Genomic DNA, 18,150 nt, shown 5'->3' with positions numbered 1-18,150 from the left:
TAGAAATATGAGTGATCTTTTTGCTGATCGTCTTCCGCCTCAGAATATTGAAGCAGAGCAAGCGCTATTAGGGGCCATTTTCTTAGAGCCTTCTTCTTTAACCTTAGCATCTGAACTGCTGATACCTGAAGATTTTTACCGGGCATCGCACCAGAAAATCTTTACATGTATGCTGAAACTTTCTGACCAAGGTGAACCGGTTGATTTGGTAACGGTAACGTCTGAATTAGCTGATCAAAAAATCTTAGAAGAAGTTGGCGGCGTATCGTATTTAAGTGATTTAGCTAACTCTGTTCCAACGGCTGCAAACGTAGAGTATTACGGTAAAATTGTAGAAGAAAAGTCGATTTTACGCCGTCTAATTCGTACTGCAACGCATATTGCTTCAGAAGGATATGCAAGGGAAGACGAAGTGGAAGTTTTATTAAATGAAGCGGAAAAAAACATTTTAGAAGTAGCACAGCGTAAAAACAGCGGTGTGTTTCAAAATATCAAAGATGTACTTGTACAAACGTACGATGATATCGAAGTTCTTCACAATCGAAAAGGTGACATTACAGGTATCCCAACCGGGTTTAGTGATTTAGATAGAATGACAGCAGGGTTCCAGCGAAATGATTTAATCATTGTAGCGGCCCGTCCATCGGTAGGTAAAACGGCTTTTGCCTTAAATATTGCGCAAAACGTTGCAACGAAAACGGATGAGAACGTAGCAATCTTCAGTTTAGAGATGGGTGCTCAGCAGCTTGTTATGAGGATGCTGTGTGCCGAAGGAAATATTGATGCACAAAGGCTGCGTACAGGCTCGCTTACAGCTGATGACTGGGGAAAGCTTACGATGGCAATGGGATCTTTGTCCAATGCAGGGATTTATATTGATGATACACCTGGTATTCGAGTAGGTGAAATTCGTTCTAAGTGTCGTCGCTTGAAACAAGAAGGCGGACTTGGGATGATTTTAATTGACTACTTACAGCTTATTCAAGGTAATGGACGAAGCGGAGAAAACCGACAGCAGGAAGTATCTGAAATTTCGCGTGCGTTAAAATCTTTAGCTCGTGAATTAGAAGTTCCTGTTATCGCCTTATCACAGCTTTCCCGTGGAGTAGAGCAGAGACAAGATAAGCGACCGATGATGTCTGATATCCGTGAATCCGGAAGTATTGAGCAGGATGCCGATATCGTAGCTTTCTTATATCGTGAAGACTATTATGAAAAAGATACAGAAAATCAAAATATTATCGAGATTATTATAGCCAAGCAGCGTAACGGTCCAGTTGGAACTGTACAGCTTGCCTTCGTAAAAGAGTACAATAAATTCGTTAATCTCGAGCGGCGCTTCGATGACGCAGGAGTGCCGCCTGGTGCATAAAACCTCTCAATATGAGAGGTTTTATTTTATTGTTATCGTATTCGTTCCGCAAAATACGATATATTTGTAATAACTTTTGTTAAATCGTTCGGATTTAATTGACTTTAGCGTGATAAATTGATACACTTATCCATGGTTAAATTATGTCGTAGTGAGCTGTTGCTTACTAAGCGGAGGTGCTTAAGATATGTCTTCAGTCGTTGTAGTAGGAACACAATGGGGAGATGAAGGAAAAGGGAAGATTACAGACTTCCTATCAGAAAATGCAGAAGTGATTGCACGTTACCAAGGTGGGAACAATGCAGGTCACACAATTAAGTTTAATGGTGAAACTTATAAGTTACATTTAATTCCTTCAGGTATTTTTTATAATGACAAAACGTGTGTAATTGGAAACGGTATGGTTGTCGATCCAAAAGCGCTTGTTCAAGAATTAAAATACTTACATGATCGCGGTGTAACAACAGAAAACTTACGTATTAGTAACCGAGCTCATGTGATTCTTCCATATCATTTAAAATTAGATGAAGTTGAAGAAGAACGTAAAGGTGAAAATAAGATTGGTACAACGAAGAAAGGTATTGGACCAGCTTATATGGATAAAGCAGCACGTGTTGGTATTCGAATTGCCGATTTACTAGACCGTGAAGTATTTGAAGCAAAATTAACACAAAACTTAGCTGAAAAGAACCGCCTTCTTGAAAAAATGTATGAAGTAGAAGGCTTTACATTAGAAGAAATTTTAGATGAGTACTATGATTATGGTCAACAAGTTGCAAAATACGTTGTTGATACATCAGTAGTATTAAATGATGCGTTAGACGAAGGACGTCGTGTACTATTTGAAGGCGCACAAGGTGTTATGTTAGATATCGACCAAGGAACATATCCATTTGTTACATCTTCAAACCCAGTAGCGGGTGGAGTAACAATTGGCTCTGGTGTAGGTCCATCTAAAATCAAACACGTTGTAGGTGTATCAAAAGCGTATACAACTCGTGTTGGTGATGGTCCTTTCCCAACTGAATTAACAAACGAAATCGGTGATCAAATCCGTGAAGTAGGACGTGAGTATGGTACAACAACTGGTCGTCCTCGCCGTGTAGGTTGGTTCGACAGTGTAGTTGTACGTCATGCTCGTCGCGTTAGCGGAATCACAGATTTATCTTTAAACTCAATTGATGTATTAACGGGAATTGAGACATTAAAGATTTGTGTAGCTTACCGTTATAAAGGGGAAGTTATGGAAGAATTCCCTGCTAGCTTAAAAACACTTGCAGAATGTGAACCTGTATACGAAGAGCTTCCAGGTTGGACAGAAGATATTACGGGTGTGAAAACATTAGATGAGTTACCTGATAACGCTCGCCACTACTTAGAGCGCGTGTCTCAATTAACAGGTATTCCTTTATCTATTTTCTCTGTAGGTCCAGATCGTACACAAACAAATGTATTACGTGGTGTATATAGCTAAATAAAAAAGGTTAGCTCCTCGTGAGCTAACCTTTTTTATTTATAATTGGTGCTTTGTTAACAAGATTTTTAAAAAAAGCTCAATAATAAAAAGAAAGTTTTAAAAAAACTATTGCATTCATATTAAATATCATGTTATTATAATAAGCGTCGCTAAGAGATATAACATGAGCCATTAGCTCAGTTGGTAGAGCATCTGACTTTTAATCAGAGGGTCGAAGGTTCGAGTCCTTCATGGCTCACTTTTGTTACAACGTGGCCCGTTGGTCAAGCGGTTAAGACACCGCCCTTTCACGGCGGTAACACGGGTTCGAATCCCGTACGGGTCATTTTTAATATTTTTAATACATAGCATATAGACTGAGGTCCCGTGGTGTAGCGGTTAACATGCCTGCCTGTCACGCAGGAGATCGCGGGTTCGATTCCCGTCGGGACCGCCATTTTGGCTCGGTAGCTCAGTTGGTAGAGCAAAGGACTGAAAATCCTTGTGTCGGCGGTTCGATTCCGTCCCGAGCCATCAAAAAGCATGACTTTATTTAAAGTCATGCTTTTTTCTTTTATTTACATTTAAAAGAAAACGTTATTTGCTTTGTATCTCTTTTGTGGTAATATATTACTTTTGTATTTAGAGATGGTTGAAAATCATATATCTTCATGTATAGTAGAGGATGAACTTGTGACGTTTCAAGGGTTATCAAGTATAATAAAACTACGGTATTCAAACAGTATGAATACTATCTTTTATATTTTGCTTCAACTAATAAAGGAGAACGATGATCATGGATAAACGTATTTTAGTCGTAGATGACGAAAAGCCGATTGCAGATATTTTAAAGTTTAATTTGCAAAAAGAAGGTTACGAAGTATTTTGTGCTTATGATGGCGTAGAAGCACTTGAAAAAGTGGAAGAAGTACAGCCTGAAATGATTTTATTAGATATTATGCTTCCTCAGAAAGATGGAATGGAAGTTTGCCGAGAAGTGCGCAAAAAATATGATATGCCAATTATCATGTTAACAGCAAAAGACTCTGAAATTGACAAAGTTTTAGGTCTAGAATTAGGTGCAGATGATTATGTAACTAAGCCATTTAGTACGCGTGAATTATTAGCACGTGTAAAAGCTAATTTACGTAGACATCAACAGGTAGCTGTTCCAACGGAAGAAAGCGAAACGAATGAAATTACGATTGGAGCACTTGTTATTCACCCAGATGCTTATATCGTGTCTAAGCGCGGAGAAACGATTGAACTGACTCACCGTGAATTTGAGCTGCTGCATTATTTAGCGAAGCACATTGGACAAGTCATGACGCGTGAACACTTGCTTCAAACTGTATGGGGTTATGACTATTTTGGTGATGTGCGTACGGTAGATGTAACAGTTCGAAGATTACGTGAAAAAATTGAAGATAATCCAAGCCATCCAATGTGGATTGTAACAAGACGTGGAGTAGGCTATTATTTACGCAGCCCAGAGCAGGAGTAATTTTAGATGAAGAAAGTAAGGCTCCTGCAATCTATTCATTTAAAGTTTGTATTGATTTATGTGCTGCTTATTTTAATTGCGATGCAAATTATTGGGGTCTATTTTGCACGACAATTAGAAAAAGAATTAGTTAACAACTTTCGAACGTCTCTTCAAGAGCGGACAGACTTGCTGACGTATAACATTGGACAAGAAATGGTGAAAAATCGTGATGATGATTCACCCACTCTTGAGGAAGACTTAAAGACTATTTTACGAGATTTTGCTTCAAGACCCAATTTAGCTTCAAATGATATGAATGACATCTCTGAAGTAAGAGTCATTGACCAAAATAGAAGAATCATTGCTACATCGAACTCAAATCCTCAACAGATCATAGGTAAAAAGACTAATGATTTAGCGATTACAAATGCGTTGTTAGCAGGAACGAACTCTGATAATGTATTTGTTGATCAAAGTGGACAGCGAATCAGAGTTATGATACAGCCTATTCGTTTACAGGATAAAGTAGGTGCCAGTCAATCAAATTCAACTAATAAAAATGGAAAAGTTCAGTCTAGCGAAGAAATCTTAGGTGCGATTTACTTAACAGCTTCCATGGAGCCTGTTTACGATCAAATGAGTAATATCAATCAAATCTTTAAAGCAGGTACGGTAATTGCTCTTTTTATTACAGCAATTTTAGGCGTATTTTTAGCTCAGACGATTACTCGTCCAATGTCTGAAATGAGAAAACAAGCACTTGAGATGGCCAAAGGGAATTTTACGAGAAAAGCTAAGGTATACGGATATGATGAAATTGGTCAGCTAGCTCTCACATTCAACAACTTAACAAGAAAGCTTCAAGAAGCACAGGCAACTACAGAAGGGGAGCGCCGTAAGCTTAGTTCGGTATTAGCTCATATGACGGACGGCGTTATTGCGACGGATCGAAAAGGAAGAGTAATTTTAATTAATGATCCAGCTGCAGCTATGCTAAATGTTTCACGTGAAACGGTTTTGTCTGACCCAGTTGTTTCCCTATTAGATCTTGAAGAAACGCATACGTTTGAAAGCTTGCTCGCTAATCAAGAGTCATTAATTTTGGACTTTAGTACAAAATCGGATCCTTTTATTTTAAGAGCTACCATTTCCGCTATTCAAAAAGAGACCGGTTTTATTAACGGAATTATCATTGTCTTGCATGATATTACAGAGCAGGAGAAAATTGATCAAGATCGCCGAGAATTCGTAGCGAATGTTTCACATGAATTGCGTACGCCGTTAACAACGATGCGCAGTTATTTAGATGCGCTTGCAGAAGGAGCATGGGAAGATAAGGACTTAGCTCCAACATTTTTAAATGTAACGCAAACGGAAACAGAACGAATGATTCGTCTCGTTAACGACTTGCTTCAATTATCTAAGCTTGATAGCCAAGACTACCGATTTAGCCGTGACCCAATCAATTTTGTGAAGTTCTATCATTACATCATTGATCGCTTTGAAATGACAATTGAACAAGGTATTTCGTTCGTGCGCGACTTGCCAAATGAAGCAATCTATGTCGCTATCGATCAAGATAAAATTACACAAGTATTAGATAACATTATTTCCAATGCAATAAAATATTCACCTGAAGGCGGAACCATTACGTTTTCAATTGCTCAGCATACGCATGAAATTGTTGTGAGCATTAAAGACCAAGGTATGGGAATTCCAAAATCAAATTTAGCTAAAATTTTCGAACGCTTCTATCGTGTAGATAAAGCACGAACGCGTAAATTAGGCGGAACAGGATTAGGGCTTGCTATTGCCAAGGAAATTATTGAAGCACATGATGGACGTATTTGGGCAGATAGTCAGGAAGGAAAAGGAACAACGATTTACTTTACTCTTCCGATTGAAAGTGAGAATGATGACGAATGGGAATGAGATATGAACATATCAAAACGGCCATCTTAGTTGTTCTCGTCGCTTCCAGTTTAATTATGACGTATCATATATGGACGTATCAGCCTTCTTATAAGGTCATTTCAAAAAATCAACATTTGCAGGAAGTTGAAGTGAGTTCAAAAAGTAAAATAGAAGATCATATTCTTCCAACAGAAGTTCTCTATCATCGAAACGATAATCACTACATGTCTCACGACGAAGATGATGTAAACAAATGGGTAAATGAAATGAAAAAGTGGAAATTTTCGAATGTGACGGACGTTTCGGATGCTATTTCTCCTGATGGATTTTTAAATTATGTCCATGGAAGTAATTCTATTGAAGTGTTGTATCCAGACGCGCTACCTTTGAAAACGTTTCAACAGCTTTTTTCATTTTCTCAAACGTCTTTGCCTAATCAAACATTTGACCGTGTACTCATTAAAATTAAGCGTACACCTTCCTTTTTCGTGAGCGTGTATCTTGTGAATTATGAGCAAAAAAAGATTTATTCGGTTACAGTCAAGAATTTGGCCAAAGATGATATCAAAGAATTAGAAGATAAAATGAAACGTACGTATGCCCCGAGCTTTGTATATAAAGAAAACAAAAATCGGTATATTTTCCTTCCGGAAAATAATATCACGATGAATAGTGAAGTCTACTATACGAGCATGAGGCATTTAGATATTGAAAAATATAAAGAAGCGCTTTTTAACAACCCAGACTATGCACGGAAAGAAACGTCTACAAACCGAGATGTCTACACCGAAGGTACAAAGGTGATTAATGTTAATACGAAGACAGATGTGATGGAATATGTGAATCTTGTAAATTCCACGACCGAAGTAATGGAAGATTATAATTTAATAAATCGCAGCTTTAGCTTCGTTAATGACCACGGCGGCTGGACGGAATCTAATTACAGGTTCAACAGCTGGAATCGTATTACAAAAGAAATTAGCTACCGTTATTATAAAGATAACTATCCAGTGTACAGCAATCAGGGAATGACTGAAATATATCAGAGATGGGGAAATGCGGAGATTTTAAATTACCGTCGTCCTCTTTATCGTTTTGTGAGAGTACAGGATTCGAGTGTAGAAAAGCTGCAGTCATCTCAAAAGGTGATTCAATTAATTGAAAAACACCAAAACTTTGACCCGAATCTGTTAAAAGATATTTCAATAGGCTATCAGCTAGAAGAAGTGTCACAGCAGCCAAAAACCGGTGAAAAGACGGTTGAGTTTAATTCTAATTCTGTCAAACTCGTTCCTTCTTGGTTCTATTATTATAATAGCAAGTGGTATCGAATTGCACCGCCGACCGAAGGAGGCGATAACGATGGATTGGAATAGAACAAAAACCATCTTTATTTTCACTTTCTTGATTCTTAATATTTACTTAGGCTATCAGATTTTTAAAACCCATCAAGAAGATCAGTACTCTCTATTTGTAGAGTCGAGCGTTGAAGAACAATTAACGAGTGAAGGCATTGAATATAAACATTTACCTGTAGATGTGAAGGAAGCTTCGTCGTTAAATGCTAAAAGCAAACTGTTTAAAGATGAAGATTTAAAAAAGCTTAAAGAACAAAAAGCAGCGCTGCTTGAGGAAAAAACAATTCGAAGCGTATTAGACAAACCTTTTTCAGTGCCTGAAAAAAATACAAAAGCAAAGCTAAGTCAATTTCTAAAAAGATATGTGCTCTCGGGTGAAGATTATGAGCTATGGAACGTTAATAAAGAGAAAAAAACAGTTACATTCTTTCAACGATATAATAAGCACAAAATCTATGACAATGAAAATGGCATGATTATTGCTCATTTAAATGATAAAGGTGAAATTGTTTCATATGAACAAACGATGCTAGGTTCTGTGAAAACGTTGGATGATGAGCAGGATGTTTTGTCTCCTTTAAAAGCATTAGAAAATTTGTTTTTAAAGGATGAATTGAAAAAGAAAGATAAAGTGACAGACGTAGAGTTTGGATACTATACGTTTGATCTGCCATTATTAAATTCTCAAGTTTTAGCACCAACTTGGCACATTGTTGTAAATGGAGATACGAGTTATTTTGTAAATGCCTTTGAAGGGCAGATTATTAAAAAAGGAAATAAATAAGTATTTGGAGTGAGATAAATGAGCCTGCATTTCAGCGTGCTAGCGAGTGGGAGCACAGGAAATGCGATTTTAGTAAGTGATGGAGAACATTCCTTACTAGTTGATGCAGGGCTGAGCGGAAAACAAATGGAAGCTCTATTTCAACAAGTAAATCGCAATATCCCCGATTTATCAGGAATTTTAGTGACTCATGAACATAGTGACCATATTAAAGGACTAGGTGTTCTGGCACGTAAATATAAGCTCCCTATTTTCGCAAATGAAAAAACGTGGAACGCAATGGATGGCTTGATTGGCAACATTGATACAGAACAGAAGTTTCACTTTGAAATTGGCCAAACGAAATCGTTTGGTCAATTGGAAGTGGAGTCTTTTGGCGTTTCGCATGATGCTGCAGAGCCTATGTTTTATGTCTTTCATCAAGGATCTAAAAAATTGACCCTTATTACGGATACCGGCTATGTAAGTGACCGCATGAAAGGTACGATTAAAAATAGCGATATGTACGTATTTGAAAGCAATCATGACGTTGAAATGCTGAGAATGGGGCGATACCCTTGGAGCATTAAAAGACGAATTCTAAGCGACGTGGGACATGTATCAAATGAAGACGCGGCGCTTGCAATGGCAGATGTGATTGGAGATCAAACCAAACGCATTTACTTAGCGCATTTGAGTCAAGACAATAACATGAAGGAAATTGCCCGCATGTCGGTTGCACAAGTGTTACAACAGAAAGACATCAGTGTAGAGGACAATATTCTCCTATGTGATACTGATCCAAAAAGACCAACAGATATTGTTTATGTATAGTCTCTAGAAAGGAAGCGAAAAATAACTTCATTTAGTACGTGAATGCAGACATTCACGATGATAAATGAAGGGTTCGGTGATAGTGTGGAACATTATGATGAAGGCCAAGAGCCAAATAGTCGGCCGCCTAAACGCCGCAGAGGATATTTCGCTTCTGCTCTGATTGGAGCAATTATAGGTGCACTTATTGTACTGCTTCTTATGCCAGCCTTGGTGAGGAACGGGATTTTACCAGATGGATGGATGACGGATGAAAATAGAGATGAACAAACAGGGTCTACCATTCAAAAGTCAGTATCTCTTGACGTCACTACGGCCGTCACAAAAGCTGTTTCTGAAGCCAATGCAGCAGTTGTAGGAGTTGTAAACATTCAGAACTCTGAAAGCTTTTGGAATGATGAACGAACTGATGCCGGGACGGGCTCAGGTGTTATTTACAAAAAACAAGGCAACAAAGCTTATATTGTGACAAACTATCATGTCATTAAAGGCGCTAACGAAATTGAAGTGAGCTTCAGTAACGGTACAAGGGTATCGGCTAAAATTCTTGGCAGCGATGATTTAATGGACTTAGCAGTTCTTGAAATTGACGCAGGCCACGTGACAAAAGTGGCTACCTTCGGAAATTCTGATAAGCTTAAAGCTGGTGAACCAGTGATTGCAATCGGAAACCCGCTAGGCCTTCAATTTTCTGGCTCCGTTACACAAGGAGTTGTCTCAGGGGTTAACCGTGTCATTCCTCAAGATTTGAATGGCGATGGAAATCCTGATTGGCAATCAGAAGTTATTCAAACAGATGCCGCCATTAACCCTGGTAATAGCGGGGGTGCTCTTGTTAATATTGATGGTGAATTAATCGGTATTAATTCCATGAAAATTGCTCAAGAAGCAGTAGAAGGCATTGGTCTTGCGATTCCAATCAACATGGCTAGGCCCATTATTAATGACTTAGAACGATATGGTGAAGTCAGACGTCCGTATCTTGGAGTTAGTACACTATCATTAAGTGAGATATCAGGGTATCATTTAAAAGAAACCCTTAAGTTACCGCATGATGTAGTAAACGGAGTCGCTGTTCTAAAAGTTGAGCCAGGTTCGCCAGCCGCTAAAGCCGGATTAAAGGAATATGATGTGATTGTTGAGTTAGATCACAGCAAAGTAAGGGACATTGCGACACTTCGCAAACACCTCTACATTGAAAAAGAAATTGGCGATAAAATGAACGTAACGTTCTATCGCGATGGCAAAAAGAAATCCACAGAAGTAAAATTAACGCGTCAAATGAAGTAAAATAAAGTTATCCACAGGGGATAAACTCCTGTGGTTTTTTAATGAAAAGAATAGAGAAAGGAAGATAAATACATGAAGATATATTGCTGTTTAGAACATACAGAACTAGCGCTGGATGTAATGGTAGATGAGATTGAGCTAGCGCCGGTTTTTGAAAAAATAGAAAATTCCACTGACAAAAAAAGCTGTGAATATTGTGAAAATGAAGCTGTATATGTAGTAGGGAACTAATATTCTTATACAAAATGTGGATATAACATGTGGATATGTGGATAATATCTGTGGATAAGAGATAAAGGAGAGGAGAATAGCCTGTGAATATCTCTATTATAACCATTGGAAAGCTAAAAGAAAAATACTTAAAACAAGGTATTCAAGAATATTTAAAGCGTTTATCAAGCTATGCAAAAGTGGAAATTATTGAACTTGCAGATGAAAAAGCGCCAGAAAACTTAAGTGAATCTGAAATGGAACAGGTAAAACAAAAAGAAGGAGAGCGCATCTTAGCGAAAATCTCAGACGATACTTATGTGATCGCATTAGCTATTAACGGAAAACAAAAGTCTTCCGAGGAACTCGCAAAAGAAATTGATTCATTAGCTACCTACGGAAAAAGCAAAATAGCGTTTGTCATTGGCGGGTCGCTTGGTTTAAGCAGCGAAGTAATGAAACGCTCAAACGCAGCCCTTTCTTTTTCAAAGATGACGTTTCCTCATCAGCTTATGCGCCTAGTATTAGTAGAACAGATTTACCGAGCTTTTCGTATTATTCGAAATGAACCTTATCATAAATAGATCGTGTGGATATTTTTTCATTAAAAGCTGAGGCAGAAGGAAATGTAAAACCTTCTGCCTCAGCTTTTATCATATGTGGATAAATAGCATACGTCTATAAAAAAGAACAAGAGGTTCTTCTCTCCGATAAAATGTTAGAACAATTGAGTTTAAGCAAACGAGATCTTATTTAAGAAACAGAAAAACCTTCGTCTTCTTTCACTCCAGCTCTGTCTTTAAACTCATCAAGCAACGCACGCACTTCGTCAGTTGTTTCCGTGCTCATGAGTAGATTTCTTAATTCACTTGCACCGCGGAATCCGCGAACGTAAATTTTGAAAAAGCGTCGAAGCGGTTTGAAAGGGCGCGGCTCTAATTCTTCAGAATACTTATCATGAAGATCTAGCTGCAGGCGAAGAAGTTCTAATAGCTCTTCGCTTGTGTGCTCTTTCTTTTCTTTTTCAAACGCAAAGGGATTATGGAAAATTCCGCGTCCAATCATGATTCCATCAATGCCGTACTTCTCCGCAAGTTCAAGACCTTTCTGGCGGTCAGGAATATCACCGTTAATTGTTAGTAGCGTATGAGGCGCAATTTCGTCACGAAGCTTCTTGATCTCCGGAATTAACTCCCAGTGCGCGTCAACATCGCTCATTTCTTTTTTTGTACGAAGGTGAATAGAAAGGTTCACGATATCCTGCTCTAAAATGTGCTTCAGCCAGTCGTACCACTCATCAACTTGCGTATAGCCAAGACGAGTCTTTACGCTTACTGGAAGTCCTCCAGCTTTAGCTGCCTGGATAATCTCAGCCGCAGTATCTGGACGGCGAATCAGACCAGAACCTTTTCCGTTTCCTGCAACATTCTGTACAGGACAGCCCATATTAATATCAATGCCGCGAAAGCCCATTTCGGCCATGCCGATACTCATTTGACGGAAGTATTCAGGCTTGTCTCCCCAAATGTGCGCAACGATTGGCTGTTCATCATCTGTAAACGTCAAACGTCCTTTTACGCTATCTTTTCCTTTCGGATGGCAGTAGCTTTCCGTATTCGTAAACTCTGTAAAAAATACGTCAGGTCGTGCTGCTTCGGTCACGACATGGCGAAAAACGACATCCGTCACAGCTTCCATCGGTGCCAAAATAAAAAACGGACGCGGCAACTCATGCCAAAAATTATCTTTCATCTTATATCTAAACCCTTTCTTTTAGGGAAAACATATTCCCAAAATTAAAAAGTGTAATTTCTTTTATCAGGTTGAATGTCAGTATAAACTTCAACCAATATATACTTTAATGGTATGGAACGAAAAGTGCAAGGGAACGAGTGGTTTTGTTTTGCTGGAAATACCTATTGAAACAAATTTTATATCTAATATTAGTGGAGTGTAAGCAATTAAAAGGGAGCCTGAAGGCATGTAACGGATATCTGCGAATAAATATCCTAAAGCATTTGGTTTGTGTGTAGGCACTTTCTCCAAGGATATTATAAAGTATTCACCATAATTATGATTACGATAAACGATTTTATGAATAACTTCGACTATATAAAAAACCACGTCTGTCATTGCACAACAGACGTGGCTTCATCACGTATTAATGCTTTTTGTAAGGTGCGCCGTCCTTAGAAGGCAGTCCAGAAATGTATCCTACACCACCTGTTTCTTGAATGCCAATGCTTTCTTTCATTGCATTAGCTAGCTCTTCTTTATCAACAGCGGTAATATTTTTGTCGCTGATGTCCTCGCCCGGGTGCTGATAGTTGCTTAATACGTAGCGAGAGTTTTTAATGTTTTCTACTGCACGAAGTCCTGTTGCTTCTGCTCCCACTGGAACTGAAAGGATGCGTGATAATTTTTTAGTTTTTACATTATAAGCCCATACGAAGTTGTTTGTATGCAGTGAGCTGTCTTCTCCGATAAACAGTGTATTTAAGTCATTTGAATACGTAAGGTTATCAGGGTTGGCAATTTTATTTGGGTCGGCTGTATTACCGTATGCATCTGCTTTTTCTAGGTCTTGTCCAATCAGTAGCCCTTCCATGCTTGCGGGAACGTAGCGACTGTTAATATTGCCGTTTGCTTGGTCTTTTTGATGAGATCCTAAGTTCAGCTGGTAGGTCACACCAGACTCTAATTTTGGAAGCTTGATATCATCTTGTACAGCACCAGATTCTTTTAGCATGGCACTATTTTGGTAAGAAATAGCCATATACGCTTTTTTGTCTTTTTTGTTAACCGTTAGTCCTTCCATCTTGTTGAATTCAGATGTTGCACCTAAAATTGCACCGTATCGGCGTGATTCTAAAAAGGCAGCTGCTTTTTCCATGCCAGTCTTTACTTTTAAATATTCAACTTTTTTACTTGCAGCGGTTTTCACAGCTGTAAATCCTTTTGTAGGCTGGTCAGCTGTTTCAAAAATATCACTAAATTTTGTGCCTTTGTCGATTATTGTTTTCACTTCATTGTCTGTTGCATGGCCAAGCTTAATCCACTGAAGGTCGCCTTTACCTCCATTTTCTGTGTTCGTTTGTTTAAACTTTGCCGCATAAAGAGTTCCTGCTGAGAAGTCTTTCTCCTTATCGGCTACATACATAAACATCATGGTATTAGACCCATCGTCTCCAAAAAGAGCGGTTTTGTTATCTGGAAGTACCTGCATCATTTCATGTGAAAAACGGCCTGTGCTGTAATGTTTTACGACGGATGCATTGCCGCTTTCATCCACTGAAATTTCTGGAATCCAGCCGTAGTAGTAAGGATTTGCTTTTGACGTGTCGCCGAAATAAAGCTTAGCGAAGTTCGTGACGTCTTTATAAGAGCTGGATGAAGGATCTTCAAAAGCACGTGCATCAGGCTCGTATTCTTCTGACCCAAGGTGAGTACCCCAATCCGTTGTAGAGCCATTACACGGCGTCCACAAACCATCTACATTAGAAAAATCAATTTTTTTAGCATGGTTGACGGTTAGTTTTCCTGTTTTATCATCTCGGTCAACTTGTGTAAGCGTCATTGAAGCAGGAAGACCGGAAATCTCTTTTCCAGCATTATTAACAGATTCATATTCATAATGTGAAATAATATAAGACTTACCGTTGATGGTGATAAAGCTGTTTGAATCCGGTGCATCTGATACGTACGGTGATGGCTTATCAGGAACACTTCGGTCAATAATCGGATCCCCGTTTGCATCGATCGGTGTACCTGCGGCGATTAATTCTCCTTTATTATCGACAATTTTATCTTTTGAAAGAAAGAGTTGATTATAGTTAAGCGGCGTTTCTTCAACGCTTCCATCTTTATACGTTACTTTTACAGATGCCTCTGTATACGTTTTAATCATATTTTCAATCGTAGTAGGTGCTTTCATTGGCTGAAACTCGACGCTTTTGATTTGTTTTGGATGTTGAACTGGATGATGCTCTGCTGCAAAAGCAGAAGCGGCGCTAGAAGCTAAGAGAGTGAGAGATAGTCCAAGAGATACTCGTTTTTTCATGGTTGATAACCTCCAAATCGTATTCATATACTTATTAAATCATTTGATTGTTGAGGAAATATAAAGAGAAGCGCTGGATTTGTTGAGCTGTTGTTAAGAACGTTGAACATTTATATGACAAGTTTAACTAGAAGTTATTCAGCTATCTTTCAGAATTTGTTCAGATAGCATTCAGCTGGGCTTCACAGTGAATTCATGTTCCGTTCTTACAATAAACACATAGCTAAAGGCGACAAAAAGCGCTTTGGCTCGTACAGCAAAAGTGAAAGGTATTTTAGCAGAAAAAAACGTTACTCCAATAGCGCTATTTTGATAAATGACCGCTGCTAAAACATTTGACTCGTGCTGTAAATACATTAGAAATTACGCGGAGGTATAATCATGATTGGAAAAGTATTAGCAGGAAAAGCAGTAGTAGCAAAAGCCGTGGGAGGTGCCACAATTGGAACAGCTATCGCTCTCGGTTCAATGACAAGTGCATTTGCTTCAGACGGCCAGCACATTACTTCAACAAAAGCGTCGGCTCATACCGAAGCGGCAACATATACACAAGCTCAAGCAAAAGCAATTGCCTTAAAGAACTGTGGAGGAACGGTTCAATCAGTTTCTTTTGAAAATAACGCCTATACGTTTTTAATTCACGGACAAGATAATCAAGACCATCATGTGAAAGTAAATGCACACAGCGGAAAAGTGGTAAAGGTTGAAAAACTATCTTTTTCTCGAAGTGAGGCACAAGCAGTAGCGTTGAAAAACTGTGGAGGAACGGTTAAGTCGGTAGGCTTCAACGATGGAGTATACACGTTCTTAATTCACGGAAAAGATAGCCGCGATCACCACGTGAAAGTCAATGCACAAAGTGGAAAAGTGATTCAAATTCAAAGCGCTGCATTTGCAAAAGCACAGGTCCAATCGATTGCATTAAAAAATTGCAGCGGAACGATTCAATCAAGCTCATATGCAAATGAGGTATACACATTTTTAATCCACGGAAAAGATAACAAAGATCACCATGTGAAAGTGAACGCTGAAACAGGAAAGGTAATCAAAGCCGAAGTTGTAAAGTTTACACAAGAACAAGCTAAACAAGCTGCTCTTCAACAGCACAAAGGAACAGTTCAATCTGTCTCATTCAGTGAACAAGCATACACGTTTGTCATTAAAGGAACAGACAACGTACAACATACTGTGAAAATCAGTCCTCAAACAGGAAAAGTATGCTGATTTGATAAAAAAAAACGATTGCTGTAAAGCAATCGTCTTTTTTACGTTAAGGGCAATACAATTTCAAAATCAGTTCCTACATCCAATTTGCTTTTTACACGTATTTTTCCCCCGTGCAATTCTATAATAGATGCGCTGATAGCCAAACCTAAACCTGCTCCTCCATATGCCCGAGAGCGTGAAGCATCAGCTTTGTAAAATCGCTCAAATAAATGAGGAAGGTGTTCTTGAGGAATACCATGACCGTTATCTTGTATTATTAACGAAAGTTCTTTCTCATTTATTTTTCCTATCACTTGAATAACTCCCGTAGTTGGATTTGTATGCTGTACGGCGTTGGAAAATAAGTTTAAAACAACTTGTTTAAATTGATCTTTGTTAATGTCTGATGGTAAACGGCTTGGAAAGTCGAATAAAACCTTTCTGTTCCTCGCCAATAGTATGAGTTGAGGTTTCATATCTAAAATCAACTCATCTATAAAACAGTACTCTTTTTGAAACGGTGGAAGTTGATCAAGCTGAGCAAGAAGCAGAAGATCCTGAATAAGTTTGCGCAGTCTTTTGGACTCTCCATACATGCTTTTTAATGCGTCGTTTAACTGCTCGGGATTGCTGCTAGCCCCTCTTAATAAAACTTCTAAAAAGCCGTGAATAGATGTAAGCGGCGTTCGCAGTTCATGCGAAGCATCCGCAACAAAACGCCGCATTTGTTCTTTGGCTTCTGTTTCTGCTTTAAATGCTTTTTCAAGACGTTCAAGCATTTCATTAATAGAAAGAGAAAGGCGATCCATTTCGATTTGTCCTTGATTAACAGGCAAGCGGTCATGTAAGCTTCCGGCATTAATATGCTCTACTTTTTTAGTAGTAGTAAACAAAGGGACTAACGTCTGTTTTAAAACAGAAGAAAAAACAAAAAAAGCAATGGTCATTGCGGTAAGTGAAAGCATTAAAAAGATGAGCATTTGTCTGATTAAGAGGTCTCTTAATGATTCTGTGGGAGTATTAATTTGAATAACTCCCTGTATTTCTCCATCAAAGATAATGGGTTTTAAAACAATGACTTGCTCTTGATGACCATCCATTTTTTTTATGAGGCTCGTCGTATTGTCCGGCTGGTTGCTGTTTTTCATTACTTGTTTGTATGCAGATGCAGAAAGCTTAGGGAAGTAAGAATGATGTGGATCCTTAGCCAGCCGTAAAAAGGTGCTTTTTTGATTGATAAAGGTAATATTAACGCCCGGGAAATAAACCATTGGTCTTGATGATTGTTTTACGTTCTGGCTTGTTTCAATATCGTGCTTCCAGACATCATCGGGAATCAAGTGAATTTGGTCTTCGATGCTTCTAATTTTATTTGTATAAATAAATTGCTTCATAAATACGTATTGAAAAACGCCTATCAGCATCAGTAAACTCAAAATAACGAGTAAACTTCTAGATAAAAGCTGAAGGCGAAGAGAGTTCAAATGAAAGAAACGTTCGTGCTTCATGAAATATCAATCCGGTAACCTACACCGCGAAGCGTTCGAATAACGGTTCGGCTATGGTCCTGTAATTTTTCTCTCAGTGATCGAATGTATACTTCAACAATGTTTTCTTCTCCTCCAAAATCATATCCCCACACTCGATCTAAAATGGTGGATTTACTTAGTACGAGACCGTGATTAATAACTAAGAATTTTAAGAGTGCATATTCAGTAGGGGATAAATCAAGTATGTGATTAAGGTATTTAATTTCTTTGCGGCGGTCATCAATTTTAAATGGACCGATGGATACTTCGTCTAATAAGTTGGGAAATTGATTACGGATTCTAGCTTGAATGCGCGCAAGAAGTTCTTCAAAACTGAAAGGTTTGACCATATAATCATCTGCTCCAATAGTCAGTCCCTTTACTCGATCGTCCACTTGATCTTTTGCTGTTAGCATGATGACAGCTATATTCCCCATTTTCTTTAACAAGCGGCATACTTCAAATCCATCCATTCCCGGAAGCATAACATCTACAATAGCAATATGAGGCTTGAATTCTTTGGCTATATTAATTCCTTCCATTCCGTCTTGGGCAGCTTTGATATCAAATCCTTCATTCGTTAAACCTAAAGATAAAAACTGTAAAATAGTTGGTTCGTCATCTATAAGCAAGACTTTAATTCCTTTTAGTTGATCCATCATGGTGAAAACT

The 18,150-nt window shown here is 38.4% G+C and carries 15 protein-coding genes and 4 tRNA genes; 15 read left to right on the top strand and 4 right to left on the bottom strand.

Annotated features, from left to right (window positions below; genetic code table 11):
- Positions 1-7: 7 nt before the first annotated feature.
- The 14 genes from dnaB (at position 8) to rlmH (ending at position 11,267) form a co-directional block, all read left to right on the top strand.
- Positions 8-1,372 (top strand): replicative DNA helicase, encoded by a 1,365-nt coding sequence (gene dnaB, locus ACFX4E_RS20230; protein ID WP_028409758.1) that lies wholly within the window; start codon positions 8-10, stop codon positions 1,370-1,372.
- A gap of 187 nt (positions 1,373-1,559) precedes the next feature.
- Positions 1,560-2,846 (top strand): adenylosuccinate synthase, encoded by a 1,287-nt coding sequence (locus ACFX4E_RS20225; protein WP_028409757.1) that lies wholly within the window; start codon positions 1,560-1,562, stop codon positions 2,844-2,846.
- A 168-nt stretch (positions 2,847-3,014) separates the two neighbouring features.
- Positions 3,015-3,087: transfer RNA gene (locus ACFX4E_RS20220), tRNA-Lys, on the top strand.
- 15 nt (positions 3,088-3,102) lie between these two features.
- Positions 3,103-3,174, top strand: a tRNA-Glu gene (locus ACFX4E_RS20215).
- A gap of 35 nt (positions 3,175-3,209) precedes the next feature.
- Positions 3,210-3,285: transfer RNA gene (locus ACFX4E_RS20210), tRNA-Asp, on the top strand.
- A 4-nt stretch (positions 3,286-3,289) separates the two neighbouring features.
- A tRNA-Phe gene (locus ACFX4E_RS20205) sits at positions 3,290-3,362 on the top strand.
- 262 nt (positions 3,363-3,624) lie between these two features.
- Complete coding sequence (gene yycF, locus ACFX4E_RS20200; RefSeq protein ID WP_013085552.1) at positions 3,625-4,332, top strand: response regulator YycF; 708 nt, start codon at positions 3,625-3,627, stop codon at positions 4,330-4,332.
- Between the two features lie 6 nt (positions 4,333-4,338).
- Positions 4,339-6,246, top strand: a complete 1,908-nt coding sequence (walK, locus tag ACFX4E_RS20195) for a cell wall metabolism sensor histidine kinase WalK (RefSeq protein WP_097824955.1) — start codon at positions 4,339-4,341, stop codon at positions 6,244-6,246.
- Complete coding sequence (locus ACFX4E_RS20190) at positions 6,243-7,604, top strand: YycH family regulatory protein (RefSeq protein WP_225049784.1); 1,362 nt, start codon at positions 6,243-6,245, stop codon at positions 7,602-7,604. Before walK ends, ACFX4E_RS20190 begins: the two co-directional genes overlap by 4 nt.
- On the top strand, positions 7,591-8,370 hold the full coding sequence (locus ACFX4E_RS20185; RefSeq protein ID WP_098333880.1) for a two-component system regulatory protein YycI: 780 nt from the start codon (positions 7,591-7,593) through the stop codon (positions 8,368-8,370). Before ACFX4E_RS20190 ends, ACFX4E_RS20185 begins: the two co-directional genes overlap by 14 nt.
- 18 nt (positions 8,371-8,388) lie before the next feature.
- Positions 8,389-9,183 (top strand): MBL fold metallo-hydrolase, encoded by a 795-nt coding sequence (locus tag ACFX4E_RS20180; RefSeq protein ID WP_028409754.1) that lies wholly within the window; start codon positions 8,389-8,391, stop codon positions 9,181-9,183.
- Between the two features lie 57 nt (positions 9,184-9,240).
- Positions 9,241-10,473 (top strand): S1C family serine protease, encoded by a 1,233-nt coding sequence (locus ACFX4E_RS20175; protein ID WP_377238090.1) that lies wholly within the window; start codon positions 9,241-9,243, stop codon positions 10,471-10,473.
- A 72-nt stretch (positions 10,474-10,545) separates the two neighbouring features.
- The gene (locus ACFX4E_RS20170) at positions 10,546-10,704 is read left to right on the top strand and encodes a CxxH/CxxC protein (protein WP_063611556.1); all 159 of its coding nucleotides are present in this window, start codon (positions 10,546-10,548) and stop codon (positions 10,702-10,704) included.
- Between the two features lie 83 nt (positions 10,705-10,787).
- A complete protein-coding gene (rlmH, locus tag ACFX4E_RS20165) occupies positions 10,788-11,267 on the top strand; it encodes a 23S rRNA (pseudouridine(1915)-N(3))-methyltransferase RlmH (RefSeq protein ID WP_016765982.1) in 480 nt (159 codons plus the stop codon).
- Positions 11,268-11,436: 169 nt separating this feature from the next.
- Here rlmH and ACFX4E_RS20160 read toward each other — a convergent pair whose 3' ends face one another.
- Both ACFX4E_RS20160 and ACFX4E_RS20155 read right to left on the bottom strand, forming a co-directional pair.
- Positions 11,437-12,435 (bottom strand): tRNA dihydrouridine synthase, encoded by a 999-nt coding sequence (locus ACFX4E_RS20160; RefSeq protein ID WP_028409752.1) that lies wholly within the window; start codon positions 12,433-12,435, stop codon positions 11,437-11,439.
- A 409-nt stretch (positions 12,436-12,844) separates the two neighbouring features.
- Entirely contained in the window at positions 12,845-14,743 is a 1,899-nt protein-coding gene (locus ACFX4E_RS20155) for a PhoX family protein (protein ID WP_098333881.1), read from the bottom strand.
- A 381-nt stretch (positions 14,744-15,124) separates the two neighbouring features.
- Here ACFX4E_RS20155 and ACFX4E_RS20150 point away from each other — a divergent pair, with 381 nt between their 5' ends.
- Positions 15,125-15,967, top strand: a complete 843-nt coding sequence (locus ACFX4E_RS20150; RefSeq protein WP_098333882.1) for a PepSY domain-containing protein — start codon at positions 15,125-15,127, stop codon at positions 15,965-15,967.
- 41 nt (positions 15,968-16,008) lie between these two features.
- Here ACFX4E_RS20150 and ACFX4E_RS20145 read toward each other — a convergent pair whose 3' ends face one another.
- A complete protein-coding gene (locus ACFX4E_RS20145; RefSeq protein WP_377238089.1) occupies positions 16,009-17,457 on the bottom strand; it encodes a sensor histidine kinase in 1,449 nt (482 codons plus the stop codon).
- On the bottom strand, positions 17,454-18,137 hold the full coding sequence (locus tag ACFX4E_RS20140) for a response regulator transcription factor (protein ID WP_028409748.1): 684 nt from the start codon (positions 18,135-18,137) through the stop codon (positions 17,454-17,456). The genes ACFX4E_RS20145 and ACFX4E_RS20140 overlap by 4 nt, the downstream gene beginning before the upstream one ends.
- Positions 18,138-18,150 lie beyond the last annotated feature (13 nt).

Source organism: Priestia sp. YIM B13491, from assembly GCF_042787605.1.
GTDB classification, from domain to species: domain Bacteria; phylum Bacillota; class Bacilli; order Bacillales; family Bacillaceae_H; genus Priestia; species Priestia megaterium_E.
Note: the sequence above shows the minus strand (reverse complement) of the source record. Positions and strands in the feature narration are given on the sequence as shown.